The 12,411-nt window shown below is 60.0% G+C and carries 12 protein-coding genes; 1 reads left to right on the top strand and 11 read right to left on the bottom strand.

From position 1 onward, the window contains the following. Nucleotides 1–9: 9 nt before the first annotated feature. The 4 genes from ACQZ63_RS10705 to ampC form a co-directional block, all read right to left on the bottom strand. A complete protein-coding gene (locus ACQZ63_RS10705; RefSeq protein WP_003499573.1) occupies nt 10–957 on the bottom strand; it encodes an ABC transporter permease in 948 nt (315 codons plus the stop codon). A gap of 67 nt (nt 958–1,024) precedes the next feature. Further along, nucleotides 1,025–2,533: an ABC transporter substrate-binding protein gene (locus ACQZ63_RS10700; protein ID WP_112751746.1), complete on the bottom strand. Its 1,509-nt coding sequence runs from the start codon at nt 2,531–2,533 to the stop codon at nt 1,025–1,027. Nucleotides 2,534–2,611: 78 nt separating this feature from the next. Next, the gene (locus ACQZ63_RS10695) at nt 2,612–3,424 is read right to left on the bottom strand and encodes a FadR/GntR family transcriptional regulator (protein ID WP_065705354.1); all 813 of its coding nucleotides are present in this window, start codon (nt 3,422–3,424) and stop codon (nt 2,612–2,614) included. 191 nt (nt 3,425–3,615) lie between these two features. Beyond that, complete coding sequence (gene ampC / locus ACQZ63_RS10690) at nt 3,616–4,773, bottom strand: class C beta-lactamase (protein ID WP_025595999.1); 1,158 nt, start codon at nt 4,771–4,773, stop codon at nt 3,616–3,618. Nucleotides 4,774–4,906: 133 nt separating this feature from the next. On the opposite strand from ampC, the gene ACQZ63_RS10685 reads away from it, so the two are divergent. Beyond that, nucleotides 4,907–5,797, top strand: a complete 891-nt coding sequence (locus tag ACQZ63_RS10685) for a LysR substrate-binding domain-containing protein (RefSeq protein WP_025595998.1) — start codon at nt 4,907–4,909, stop codon at nt 5,795–5,797. Here the strand turns inward: ACQZ63_RS10685 and chrA are convergent. The 7 genes from chrA to ACQZ63_RS10650 form a co-directional block, all read right to left on the bottom strand. Next, a complete protein-coding gene (gene chrA, locus ACQZ63_RS10680) occupies nt 5,792–7,021 on the bottom strand; it encodes a chromate efflux transporter (protein WP_113556248.1) in 1,230 nt (409 codons plus the stop codon). The two genes, ACQZ63_RS10685 and chrA, sit on opposite strands and share 6 nt — an antisense overlap. Nucleotides 7,022–7,191: 170 nt before the next feature. After that, nucleotides 7,192–8,418, bottom strand: coding sequence for a DUF1501 domain-containing protein (locus tag ACQZ63_RS10675; protein WP_025595996.1), 1,227 nt, complete (start codon nt 8,416–8,418; stop codon nt 7,192–7,194). A gap of 2 nt (nt 8,419–8,420) precedes the next feature. Further along, the gene (locus ACQZ63_RS10670) at nt 8,421–9,938 is read right to left on the bottom strand and encodes a DUF1800 domain-containing protein (protein WP_113556249.1); all 1,518 of its coding nucleotides are present in this window, start codon (nt 9,936–9,938) and stop codon (nt 8,421–8,423) included. Nucleotides 9,939–10,014: 76 nt separating this feature from the next. After that, a complete protein-coding gene (locus ACQZ63_RS10665; RefSeq protein ID WP_003517770.1) occupies nt 10,015–10,464 on the bottom strand; it encodes a periplasmic heavy metal sensor in 450 nt (149 codons plus the stop codon). Next, nucleotides 10,461–10,874, bottom strand: coding sequence for a hypothetical protein (locus tag ACQZ63_RS10660; RefSeq protein WP_233283675.1), 414 nt, complete (start codon nt 10,872–10,874; stop codon nt 10,461–10,463). Before ACQZ63_RS10660 ends, ACQZ63_RS10665 begins: the two co-directional genes overlap by 4 nt. Nucleotides 10,875–10,894: 20 nt before the next feature. After that, complete coding sequence (locus tag ACQZ63_RS10655) at nt 10,895–11,440, bottom strand: RNA polymerase sigma factor (RefSeq protein WP_019566427.1); 546 nt, start codon at nt 11,438–11,440, stop codon at nt 10,895–10,897. Between the two features lie 198 nt (nt 11,441–11,638). Next, nucleotides 11,639–12,397 (bottom strand): aspartate/glutamate racemase family protein, encoded by a 759-nt coding sequence (locus tag ACQZ63_RS10650; RefSeq protein ID WP_025595993.1) that lies wholly within the window; start codon nt 12,395–12,397, stop codon nt 11,639–11,641. Nucleotides 12,398–12,411 lie beyond the last annotated feature (14 nt).

The following is a 12,411-nucleotide window of genomic DNA, read 5'->3' as shown; positions in this document are numbered from 1 at the left end:
TATCAGGCCTCAGATCGTCGCCCTGAGGCGAGGGTTAAGCAGGACATAGGCAATGTCCGCCAGCAGGTTCATGAGGATGAAGCCGACCGCGGTGCAGAGCACGATGCCCTGGACGACGGCGTAATCGCGGGTGAAGACCGCATCGACGGTCATCTTGCCGAAGCCGGGAATGGTGAATATCTGCTCCGTCAGAACCGCACCGGCCAGCAACTCACCGAAAAGCAGTGCCAACAGCGTGATGACGGGCAGAAGCGCGTTGCGAAAACTGTGCGACAGGATGATCTCGCGCGGCGAAAGCCCCTTGGCGCGGGCGGTGCGGATATAGTCTGAACTCAAAACCGCGACCATTGCCGAACGCGTGTGGCGCATCAACGTTGCCGCAAGCGCATTGCCGAGCACGAAGGCGGGCATGATCATCGTCTCGATGGAGCGAACGGGGTCGACGAATATCGATTCATATCCGGATGCCGGCAGCCAGCCGAGCTTCACTGAAACCAGCAGGATCAGCATGATACCGAGCCAGAAATTCGGGATCGACAGGCCGGAAAGCGCCACGATATTGGCGGTGTAGTCGATCCATGTGTTTTTCTTGACGGCGGCCAGAATGCCGATCGGAATACCGATGACCATCGCAAAGAACATCGCCATCACAGCCAGCTGGATGGTGACCGGCAGCTTCTGGCCGATCAGTTCCAGCACCGGCTGGTTGGTCCTCAGCGAAATACCGAAATCGCCGGTCACCACGCCGCCCAGCCAGTTGATGTACTGGAGCGGCACCGGGTCGTTCAGGCGATACTTCTCCCGCAGGAATTCAATCGTCGCCGGATCACGCTCCTCACCCGCCATGGCGAGAACCGGATCACCCGGCAACAGTTTCTGCAGCGAGAAGACGAAGATGGAGATGATCAAAAGCGTCGGGATCGCGACCAGCAGTCGCTTGCCGATATAGACAGGCATGGCATTGCCCCCGTTCGTGCACGTTCTGGAGGGCCGCACGGCAAGCCGTGCGGCGGATTTGAAGCGCTTAGTCCTTGCTGACGCCGAGAAGGCGGATCATGCCATCAGGCGAAGGCTCCCAGCCCTTGACCTTCTTGGAAATGGCATAGGCATAGGGCTGGTGGCCGAGATAGATGATCGGCATGTCGTCGTTTAGGATGACGCTTGCCGCATCGTATTTCTCCTTGCGGACCGCATCTTCAGTCGAGGCGCGTGCTTCGTTCAGCAGCTTGTCGACTTCAGGATTACAATATTTCACATCGTTGATGCCGCCCTTGCAGGTGACGAACTGGTGAAGATTGCCATCGGGATCGATACGACCAGACCAGTCGGAACGGCTGAGCTGATAGTTGCCGGCGGTCTGTTCGGAAAGAAGCGTCGCAAATTCGGTGGCCTTCAGCGTCACGTTGAAGCCAGCCTCCGCCACCATGGACTGGATCACCTGCATCATCTGCGTCTGCGTGGTGTTGTTGGCGTGCTGAAGTTCGATATCGAGCTTCTCGTAGCCAGCCTCCTTCATCAGCTGCTTGGCCTTGTCGATGTCGCGGGGCGGCACCGGCAGGTTCTGGTTGAACCATGGGCTTGTCGGCGGGAATGACTGATTGCCGGCCTTGGACGTACCCTCAAACACGATCTGGCCGATCGCTTCGCGGTCAATCGCATAGGAGAAGGCCTGACGCAGGCGCTTGTCCTTGCCGAGCGGATTGTCAGCGCGCGCGCCGTTGTTGATGTTGACATACATGGCCATGTAGCCCGGACCGATCACGTCCGCATAGGTCAATTTGGGGTCATTCTTGACGGATTCCGCATCGGACGCCGAGATACGTTCGGCAATGTCGAGATCGCCAGAGCGGAGGTTTGCAAGCTTCACAGTTGTATCGGGAATTGGCAGGTAGACGATCTTGTCGACCTTGATCTTGTCCTTGTCCCAATAATCCGCGAATTTCTCGAGGACGATACGGTCCTGCTGAATGCGCTCGACGAATTTGAACGGTCCGGCGCAAACCGGCTTGGAGCCGAAATTCGCGCCCAGTTCCTTGGCGGCCTTCGGCGCGACGATCATGCCGGCGCGATCTGAAAGCTGGGCAAGCAGCGTGACATCGGGCGTCTTCAGCGTGAACTTGACTTCCAGCGGCGCGGTGGCCTCAACCTTTTCAACCGAGGACAACTCGCTCTTGCGGCGGGATTCCGGAAGGGTCATGTTGCGCTCGATGGTGGCAACGACGGCGGCCGCATCCAGCGTCTCGCCGTCGTGGAACTTCACGCCGTCGCGAATTTTCATCGTCAGCACCTTGCCACCCTCGGACCAAGCCCATTCGGTGGCAAGTTGGGGAACGATCTTCATGTCCTGCGAGATATCCACCAGCTTGTCGCACATGGAGGTGTAGACGATACGGCCGACGAAGGTGCGCGATTGCGCGGGATCAAGCACGTCCGCGTCATCGTTGAGGCCGATGCGCAATTCGGAAGACATGGCTGGTGCGGTCAGAAACGCGCTTGCCAACAGCGCCGCAGTCAGTGTGTAGATTTTCTTCATGTTCGATCCTCTGGTCTGGTTTTCTTTGACTTTTGTCATTGGCCGGCCCCGAAGGACCGGCGGATTTTCGTCCGCGGCCTATGAGGCCGGAGTAAGCGGATTGTCGGCTTCGTTGATGCTCTTCGCCGCACGGTCTTCCGCAGCCGTCTCCTCCTGAAAGCCGAGCGAAGTGGCGCGGATCAATCGTTCCTGATGCATGAGAAGGTGCTGGCGCATCGCCTCTCCGGCACGCGCCGGATCGCGATCGGCAATGGCATCGACGATGGCGACATGCTGTTCGAAAGACGCCTTGCCATTCGTGCCACTGCGCCGGGCGAGTTCGCGTATCGACTGCCAGGCATCGTCCTGGCGAATACGGTTCACGACATCGAAGATCGACAGGAACAGCTTGTTGCCAGCACTCTGGGCTATCTGGCGGTGGAGCGAGCCGTCCCACAATTCCTTGGCATCGGCATCCGTGCTTTCGCCGGTCTTCTTGACGAGCGCGCGCATGCGCTCCACCTCGGCGGGCTTGGCGCGCATGGCTGCAAGCTGCGCCAGTTGCGGTTCGATGCGCAGGCGGACTTCCATGATTTCCATGATATCGGTGCTGGCGACCATTTCGGTCACCTGGGTGGACCAATCGTCCGGCTTTTCACCCACAAAGGTTCCGGCCCCCTGGCGACGCCAGATAAGACCCTCGGCCTCCAAAACCTCCAGAGCACGGCGGATTGACCGACGGCCGACATTGAAGGTCTCGGCAAATGCCCGCTCCGTCGGCAGACGGCCGTCATTCGCGAGATTCTTCGTCTGAATATACTCGCGAAGCTTCGCCAGAGCGTAGTTTGAATTGTCGTTAGGGTTTGTCGCCAAGCCGCACCATTTGTGTGAACCAATCGAACATTGGTTCATTTGGTGAGAAATTTCGGCAGACGTCAAGCCCATTTTTGAGCCTTGATTACAAGCGCTCAAAATATGGGCATACGCCGATTTTCAGGGTCGGGAATGCATGCTTTCAAGGCAAGGATGACAATGCAGGCGAGCAAATGAATTACGACCGAAATGCCACCCTTGTCCTGTACGCGTTTACGCCAGCACTGACATCATTCGAAGCTTTTGAGTCCGTTCAAAATCTCGTAGGCCACGGCAACACGATCCTCATTGGGATAGTTTTTATTGGCCAGAATGACGATACCGAGTTTTTGCTCCGGTATGAACGCCACATAGGCGCCGAAACCGTTGGTGGAGCCGGTCTTGTTGATGAAGACATCGCCACGCGGCTTCATCGGCGGCGAAATTTCCGATACCGGCACCGTCTTGAGCAAGGCGCCGGAGTTCGTTTCGATCAGTGTTTTCAGCGCGACCGGGTGGGCATATTGCTCCCAAATCATATCCTGCGTCATCGCGCCAACGCTGAAATATCCCGTATGAGTGTTGGCGATCGCCTGCTGGAGTTTTCCGTCCAGCTTTTCCAGCCCCATATTCGCATTGACGAAACGGATCATGTCGGTCGCCGTCGATCTGACCCCGTAAGCCTCCGATGAGAGAATGGCTGGCGTCATGCGGGCCGGTTCGCCGGTTCTCTTATAACCCTGCGCATAATCGGCCATCTTTGCCTTGGGCACCACGGTGAAGGTGCTCTTCAATCCAAGCGCCGGAAACAGTACGTCCTGCATTGCGCTGTCATAGCTTTGGCCCATGGCCTTTGCGGTGACGTATCCGAGCATTCCGATGCTGGGATTGGCGTAGGTTCTGTGCGTTCCCGCCTTGTATGCGGGCTTCCAGGCCTTGAGATAGGCCAAAAGCTGCGGCTCCGTCTCGACATTGTCCGGCACCTGCAACGGAAAGCCGCCGGCGGTGTGGGTGCCAAGATGCATCAGCGTGACATCGCCAAACGGCTTGCCCTTCATGGAGGGAAGATAGTCTTCGACCTTGCCTGATAGTGACAGTTTCCCCTGCGTCTCCGCATAGGTACTGAGCGTGACCGTAAATGTCTTGCTGATGGAACCCAGCTCGAAAAGCGTCTGCGGGGTAACCGGCTGGCCCGTACTTTTGGACATGACACCGTAGGTGAAGACGTGATTTTCGCCATCGACACTGATGCCAACGGCCAGACCCGGAATACCGTTCTTCTCCATCACCGGCTTGATCGCTGCATCCGTTATCGCTTTCAGCCTGGCATCATCAGCGGCAAAAGTCTGCGTGAACAGGCTCGTCGAGATCAATGTGGCCAATGCAATATGTCTGCGATTAAGTTTCATCTTTCGCGTTCTCCAAAACCTCAAGTGGATTTTCGGCGCCTGCGCCGTCCCCAGCGAAAGACGTTTAACCGCCCTACATTGCACGAACAAATCATGATATCTCGGACGAGGCATAATAAAATCTAGGTCTTGAATGGTTCGGCAATTTCTTCCACTGAACGGCTTGAGGGCATTTGAGGCATCAGCGCGGCACCTCAGTTTCACCCGCGCGGCCATAGAACTCTGCGTGACGCAGGCGGCTGTGAGCCAACAGGTGAAGGGCCTCGAAAAACGACTGGGGGTTTCCCTTTTTCAACGGCTTCCAAGAGGCCTGAAAATCACCGCGGAAGGCGAAGCCCTGCTACCGACGGTCACCAGCTCTTTCGACCAGATGGCGATCACGCTCGACAGGATCGAAGCCGGTCAGGTGCGCGAACTGCTGTTTCTAGGCGTCGTGGGAACCTTTGCCGTGGGCTGGCTGCTGCCGCGGCTGAGGGAATTTCAAAAGCGGCACCCGTTCATCGACGTGCGCGTTTCCACCAACAACAACCGCGTGGACATGGCCGCCGAAGGCCTCGATTTCGCCATTCGATTCGGCCAGGGCTCCTGGCATGGCACGGATGCATTCCGGCTTTTCGAGGCGCCCCTTTCGCCTCTCTGTACGCCGAAACTGGCGGAGACACTGAAATCCCCCACTGATCTCGCGGACGCCACGCTGTTGCGCAGCTACAGGTCTGACGAATGGGCCACGTGGTTTGCCGCGGCTGGCGTAACACCGGTGGCGCAGGTGAATGCCGGCATCGTTTTCGATACCTCGCTCGGCATGATGGAGGCCGCATTGCAAGGGCTCGGCGTGGCGCTCGCCCCGCCATCGATGTTCTCGCGGCATCTGGCATCCGGGACTATCGTCCAGCCCTTCCCCGTCACCATATCGCTTGGCAGCTACTGGCTGACGAGGCTGCAATCAAAGCCGCCGACACCAGCCATGCAGGCCTTCTCGGACTGGATGTTTACCAATATCGGTCCTGCGCAAGACGGCCTATGACAGGGCGAGCAGAACGCCACCAATCGCGCAGATGACCACCACGATCCATGGCGGCGTCTTCCACACCGTCAACAGGATGAAACCCGTCAGCGCAAGTGCAAAATCCTTCGGCATGAATATGGCGCTTGTCCACACCGGATCATAAAGCGCGGCCCCGAGAATGCCAACGACGGCGGCATTTGCGCCGCGCATGGCAGCCTGCGCCAGAAGGTGCTTGCGAAAGCCCTCCCAGAAGGGCAGCGCACCGACGAGCAGTAGCATGCCCGGCAGAAAGATCGCGACAAGCGCAATGACTGCTCCCGCAATACCGTTCGGCTGCGGCCCCACCACAGCGCCGAGGTAGGCCGCGAAGGTGAACAGCGGGCCGGGAACGGCCTGGGTTGCACCGTAACCGGCGATAAACGCATCTTCCGTCACCCAGCCCGTGGAAACCACTGCCGATTGCAGCAACGGCAGCACCACATGGCCGCCACCAAAGACAAGGGCGCCGGCACGATAGAACGCATCGAACAATGAGAGGCCTTGCGAGCCCGCCATCGCCGCGAAGACCGGCAGGAAGGCCAGCAGGAGCGCAAAAGTGGCAAGCGCAATGTATCCGACACTTTTCGGCACCCGGAATGCGAGATGGGATGCCTGACGCGCGGCCTCGCTGCGGCAGAAGCAAAGCCCCGCAATGGCACCCAAGGCAAGCGCCAGAATCTGGCCAAAAGCGCCCGCGACAAACACGACGCAGATGATGCCGACGAGCGCGATGCTGGCACGCTGTCTATCTGGAGCAAGGCTCTTTGCCATGCCCCAGACGGCCTGCGCCACCACGGCGACCGCAACGATCTTGAGGCCATGCAACAGGCCATTGCCGACCGGCCCTTCTATCGACGCGGCGACCATGGCGAAGAGAAGCAGGAGGATAGCGGATGGCAGGGTGAAGGCCGTCCAGGCCGCCAGCGCACCGAGCGGCCCTGCCCGCAGCAACCCAAGGGCAAAACCGACCTGGCTGGAGGCCGGCCCCGGCAAGAACTGGCAGAGCGCCACGAGATCGGCATAACCCGCCTCATCGATCCATTTGCGCCGCACGACCAGCTCATCGCGAAAATAACCGAGATGGGCGATGGGACCGCCGAAGGAGGTGACCCCGAGCTTCAGGAACGCCGTAAAAACTTCGCCGGGCGTGCCGCCTCGAGGGGTGGCCGCTTCAGTGCGGATGGTTTGCGTTGACGACTTCACGAAAAAGCTCCCTGAGCGTGCAACGGCTGTTCGTCTACACAATGTCCGTATCAAAAACGATATCGATATCAGACACTATTATGACAGGGATATGAAGAGGCGGAAGCGCATCCTCGATGAACGGGATCGTTCGACGCGCGCCATATCTTCGTTTCACGCCTTTTCGAGCCTCAGACGATTAGTCCCTTCATGGGCCGGATTGCCTCCGAACCGGGAAAGACCGCCTTGTCGAGCATGGCAGCGCTTGCGCCGAGATGATCGACCGCGAGGCCCTTGATGATCGCGCGAATATCCGTCGTGGGCGCAAGGTCCCGCCCATCCCGCAACTGCGCGAGCTTGAGGCCGGGCCAATCGGCGATGACACGCCCGCCACGGATGCTGCCGCCGGCGAGAAAGGCCGTTGTTGCCGTTCCGTGGTCAGTTCCTTCGGTACCGTTGATACGGGCGGTGCGGCCAAATTCCGTGGCGACCAATATAGCCGTATCCTTCCAGACCGGCCCCAGCTCCTGCTCGAAGGCGGCAAGCGCATTGTCCAGCCCGCTCAACAATTTTGAAAGACGGTCGACCTCATGGGCATGGGTGTCCCAACCCTCGAAGGCCAGCGCCGCAACGCGCGGCCCTTCCGGGTGCGCAATCAGCCGTGCTGCACCGCGCGCCATCTGCTCCATGCCAACGGGATCACCCGGACCACCGCGCGCCTTGATATCGACGCCGGAGGCGATCCTGCCGGTTTCGATGCCCTCGGCAAGCAATGCCGCCAGCATCGGGTCCGTCTGGCCGTAGAGATCGGCAAGGCGCGGAGCGAGATCGCCATCGGCGGGTTTGAGAACGGATGGCGCCCATCCCAATATCGGTGCCTTGCCGCGAATGACAAGCGGAGCGCTGGCGCCAATGGCAAGGCCGCTCACCCGCTGCCCGGCCGCAGCTGGATTGATGGTTTCACCCGCCGGCAACTGTTCGAGCAGACGGTTCAGCCAACCCGTCTCGACATGGCCGGGGGTCGGAAAACCCGATTCCAGCACATCCTGGCCATCAAAATGCGAACGGTCACGATAACCGGTAGCGCTGGCATGGACCACCGCTGCCTCGCCCTTCCGGTACAGCCGCTGGAAATTGCGAAGGGATGGATGGAGCGCAAAGAAACCATCCAGCGCTAGGGCTGGATTGTCGCCTTCAGTGCGCATGGCGATCTGTTGCCTTAGCGCCTCATAGTCGGGGTCGCCGACGGGCGGCACGGCGGTCAGCCCGTCGAGCGCGCCGCGCAGGATGATGGTGACGAAACGTGGGTCGCGCCCGCCGGCAGCAAAAGCAAAACGCGGCATGAAGGCCCAGGCAAAAAGCGCGCCGCCTGTGCCAAGAAGAGCGCGGCGGGTGGGGGAAAGATGTTCACACAGCATGGTCAACGCCTCTGGAATTCGGGGGAAAGGAAAGCAATCGTCAGTCCCTGCGGTTTGCTCTCAGCCCGCTGCACGGCCTTTTTCGTCTCCTCGGACAAAAGCGGCCCCAGCCGGTCTGCGACGAAGTCGCGCGGATCGATTGAACCCGCAACCTGATGAGCGAACAGACTGGCGGCATCGATACGCGTCGCCAGGCCCTCGGAAGAACCCCAGCTATCGGTGACATCGGCAAAACCGTTCGGTCCGGAGGGGTTCCACAGCGGCTGACCCAATGCGTTGAGCACTGAAATTACCTGCTCGGGTTTTGGCACTATTCCACTCGCCCTGATGACGGTCGTCACGAAATCTAACGGGGGTCTGAGCTTGGTCAGCGCCGGGCTCCAAGACTGTTCAGCCTCGATAAGCGCCATATAGGTAGCGGAAAGATCGCCGTGGCTCTTGGTGTAGGCGGCAGCAAGTTTCGCCACCAGTTCCGGTGGTGGATGGTCGCTGACGAAATGCCGTACCAGCTTGTAAGCGAGATGGCTGGCCGTCGCCGGATGATGCGCGAGATCTCGCAGCGCCCGCCGCCCCTGCTCTACCCCCGCTTCACCATAGGTGATGCCCATCACGGCATGGTCGCCGGGTTCATGGTTGTTGGCGTTGAAGGAAAATCGGCCAAGCGGACCCGGACGCTTCTCGTCGCGATAGACGCTCCAGCCGGTGATGATGCGGGCAAGTGCTGTAACATCGGCCTGACTATAGCCGCCATCCACCCCGAGCGTATGCAGTTCCATGATTTCGCGCGCGAGGTTTTCGTTGAGCCCGCGCTTGCCGTTCCTGTTGGCCTGCGAATTCGGTCCGATCGATTGCTGATTGTCGAGAAAATACAGCATGGCGGGATGGGTCTCGACTGCGACCAGCATATCCTCGAAATTGCCGAAGACATGCGGACGGATCGCCTCACGCTCGAAAGCGCCGGCGAGAATGTGCACATCACCGCCCTTGCCGGTGGCAACCGCGAAGTGATTGGCCCAGAACATTGCCAACCGCTCGCCAAAACCGATCAGCGGCTGGCGTATCGTGCCGTTGAAGCGGGCGTCCGCCTCCGCAAGCAGTATCTGCTGGGGAAAATAGGGGCGCCTGGTGTCCGGCACGTCCGGCTTCTTGTCCTGTGAAGCACTGGCAGGCGGCACCATGCCCGCATTGTCCATAGCGTTTGCGGCAATTGCCATTGCCGGCGATGGTGGGCTCATGGCCCCTGCGGTCGCACCCGCGGCGCCGGTGGTGGCCGCGACGGCAAGGACAGCAGGTTTTTCACGCTCGGCCTTGATCTCCTTGTTATACGCCATCAGCGATATCAGAAGATCGGCGCTGGAATGAAGCTGTGCGCCGACAGGAATTGGTGTGGCGCGTTCGGTAATTTCCAGCCGCAACAGATCGCGTGGGTCGTCTTTGATCGCCTGGATATCGCCTTCACGCGCGCCGAGGCCGAAACGCCACAGACAGAGTGCTGCATCCAATTCCCTGGAATTTGACATGGCCGATACGAACTCCGTTTCGTTATCGACCTTTCAACGGGCGCCAGGGCCAAAATCCGTCGCTTTTGAAATGTGATTATTTCGTGGCCGGTTTCGGCGCCTCACGGGCAAGCAAGCCTTCCGCCAGCCGGCGCCGCGCCTCTAGTGACAATGTGCGGGCGAACTCCACGGCCTGCATCTCGGTTGCGGCGCGTACCTCATATTCCGCCTTGCGGGCACGCTCGAGCGCTGCGGACAATGCCTCCGGGTCAAGCGTTTCTGCCCCCATCAGGGACGCCGCCTCGATACGCGCCTGGCGCGCCTCGGCGGAGGTTTCACGCATGGTCCTGCGTGCATCGCTAAGGCTGCGCCGGAAGGCCTCCCTTTCGGTCTTTGGCAATTGTTCGCCCGCAAGCGGCATGCGGGCAGCGGCAGCGGCCGGGTCGTTCCGCAGATAAACGAACCCTGCGCCGGCAAGCGCGCAGACAAGAAATGTATTCGCGACGAGAAGGACAACGACTATCCAGCGGAAATTCTGATCGCTCATTTCGTCTCCTCGGTCATTTCGTTTTCGGTTTGCAGGTTTCCGAACGCGGTCAACGTATCGCCCAATGTCAGGGCGGGCGGTGGCGTGAGGTTGATGACGGCAACCGCTCCCGTCAGCGCGCCCGCAAGGCTGATGCCGATCATGCCCGCACCCAGCCCGTACCGGACGATCCATCTGCGTCTGGTGGTCTGCGCCTTTGCCTGCGCCATGATCTTCGCGTTGAGCATGGCCGAAGGGTCGCGAAGACGATATGCCGACAGCATAAAATCGAGAGGTGCCGCCTGCGCAATCAGGCGCCTGCCGTCTGCCGTCTCCGCATAAGCCATGGCCTCCAGCCGCCGGTCTTCCGGCCAGCGTTGTGGATCGGCACCATAGGCAGCCACAAGATCGGAAAAAACCTTGTTATCCATGAGCGTCTTCTTCGCCCCGTTCATTGGTCGCCCTCATTCAAAATCGCATGGAGTGCCCGGCGGCCACGCGCCAGAAGGCTTTCCAGTGCGTCCACACTGACATGCATGACATCAGCCGCCTCGCGGTTCGACATCTCCTGATAATAGACCAGAACGATCGCCTCCCTTTGTCGCGCGGGTATGGCCTGCAAGGCGCGCGCCACGGCACCGCTCTCGTCACCATCATATGGCAGGGCGGCATCGGGCAGCACACTGCCGTCAATCTGTTCGGGCGGCTCAGCAACCGATATTTCCCGGCGCTTTCGCAACCGGTCGTAACAGAGGTTCAGCGCCACCCGGTGGATCCATGTGTCGAATTTCGCACGCCCCTGCCGCCACGTGCCTGCATGTTTCCATATGCGCAGGAAGGTCTCCTGGGCGATGTCTTCCGCCTCTGCCGGATCACCCAGCATACGCGTGGCAAGCGCCATGATCCTCGGCAGTTTGGCCGTCACCAGAGCCTGCATCGCGCGGACATCTCCCGCAGCGACATCCGCCACCAAATCTGCATCCGGATCGCTTACCATGTATCGGGCTTTGTCTCCGTACTGTCCTGTCGGACACGGGCGAAATCCATGCGGAATGACGGCGGCTTCAGTGAGGATGTCCCGCACCTTGCCACTTTAACGCAGACCCGCGCAAAATCCGTCGCCGATTTCTGGGAAATATTCGCGTGCATTTTACGGCAGACCGCGTCACCGCCCGAACACATTGGAACGGCTGTTTCAACCGTCCACAGACACCCCGGAAAGCCTGTCCGGCCCGAACGCTTCAAGCAATCCGCGATAGGGCTTGGCGAGTGGCGTGGCGTAGGCGCCGCGCTTGGCGGTCGAAAGCCCCATCGATACCAGCGATTCCGCCTGTTTCACCGCCGCAGCGACGCCATCGATAACAGGCACGCCGAATTCGCTGCGCAGCTCGGCGGTCAGATCCGCCATACCTGCACAGCCAAGCACGATCGCTTCGGCGCGATCTTGACGCAGGGCCAGTGAAATCTCTTCCCGCAGCCTCTCCCTGGCATTTGATGCCGGATCTTCCAGCGACAGGACGGGAATATCGGCGGCACGCACATTGCAGCGGGCAGACATGCCATAACGGTGAACGAGATGTTCGAGCGGCAGCCGCGAACGCTCCATCGTCGTAACGATCGTAAACCTCTGCGCGATGAATGCCGTGGCTGAAACCGCCGCTTCGCAAATCCCAATTACGGGTATGTCGGCGAGCGCGCGGGCCGCATCGAGCCCGGTGTCGTCGAAACAGGCGATGACGGCTGCCCTGGCACCAAGCGTCGGCGCCTTGGCAAGCTCGAGCAGCAGGCCGGGTACCGCGAAAACCTCATCGTAATATCCTTCGATGGAGACAGGCCCCATGGAAGAGGTCACTGCCAGGATTTCCGTATCGCAACTGGCCGCCCGCGTCGCCGCGTCGGCGATCGTCGCTGTCATGGATTGCGTCGTATTCGGATTAATGACGAGGATGCGCATGTTCTGTTTTTTCA

The organism is Agrobacterium sp. CG160-95, from assembly GCF_053521725.1.
Note: the sequence above shows the minus strand (reverse complement) of the source record. Positions and strands in the feature narration are given on the sequence as shown.

What these genes read in the sequence shown, in the direction of transcription:
- ACQZ63_RS10705 (WP_003499573.1), bottom strand. Translation starts at nt 957, where the DNA reads ATGCCTGTCTATATCGGCAAGCGACTGCTGGTCGCGATCCCGACGCTT.
- ACQZ63_RS10700 (WP_112751746.1), bottom strand. Translation starts at nt 2,533, where the DNA reads ATGAAGAAAATCTACACACTGACTGCGGCGCTGTTGGCAAGCGCGTTT.
- ACQZ63_RS10695 (WP_065705354.1), bottom strand. Translation starts at nt 3,424, where the DNA reads ATGAACCAATGTTCGATTGGTTCACACAAATGGTGCGGCTTGGCGACA.
- ampC (WP_025595999.1), bottom strand. Translation starts at nt 4,773, where the DNA reads ATGAAACTTAATCGCAGACATATTGCATTGGCCACATTGATCTCGACG.
- ACQZ63_RS10685 (WP_025595998.1), top strand. Translation starts at nt 4,907, where the DNA reads ATGGTTCGGCAATTTCTTCCACTGAACGGCTTGAGGGCATTTGAGGCA.
- ACQZ63_RS10675 (WP_025595996.1), bottom strand. Translation starts at nt 8,418, where the DNA reads ATGCTGTGTGAACATCTTTCCCCCACCCGCCGCGCTCTTCTTGGCACA.
- ACQZ63_RS10670 (WP_113556249.1), bottom strand. Translation starts at nt 9,938, where the DNA reads ATGTCAAATTCCAGGGAATTGGATGCAGCACTCTGTCTGTGGCGTTTC.
- ACQZ63_RS10665 (WP_003517770.1), bottom strand. Translation starts at nt 10,464, where the DNA reads ATGAGCGATCAGAATTTCCGCTGGATAGTCGTTGTCCTTCTCGTCGCG.
- ACQZ63_RS10660 (WP_233283675.1), bottom strand. Translation starts at nt 10,874, where the DNA reads ATGGATAACAAGGTTTTTTCCGATCTTGTGGCTGCCTATGGTGCCGAT.
- ACQZ63_RS10655 (WP_019566427.1), bottom strand. Translation starts at nt 11,440, where the DNA reads ATGGTAAGCGATCCGGATGCAGATTTGGTGGCGGATGTCGCTGCGGGA.
- ACQZ63_RS10650 (WP_025595993.1), bottom strand. Translation starts at nt 12,397, where the DNA reads ATGCGCATCCTCGTCATTAATCCGAATACGACGCAATCCATGACAGCG.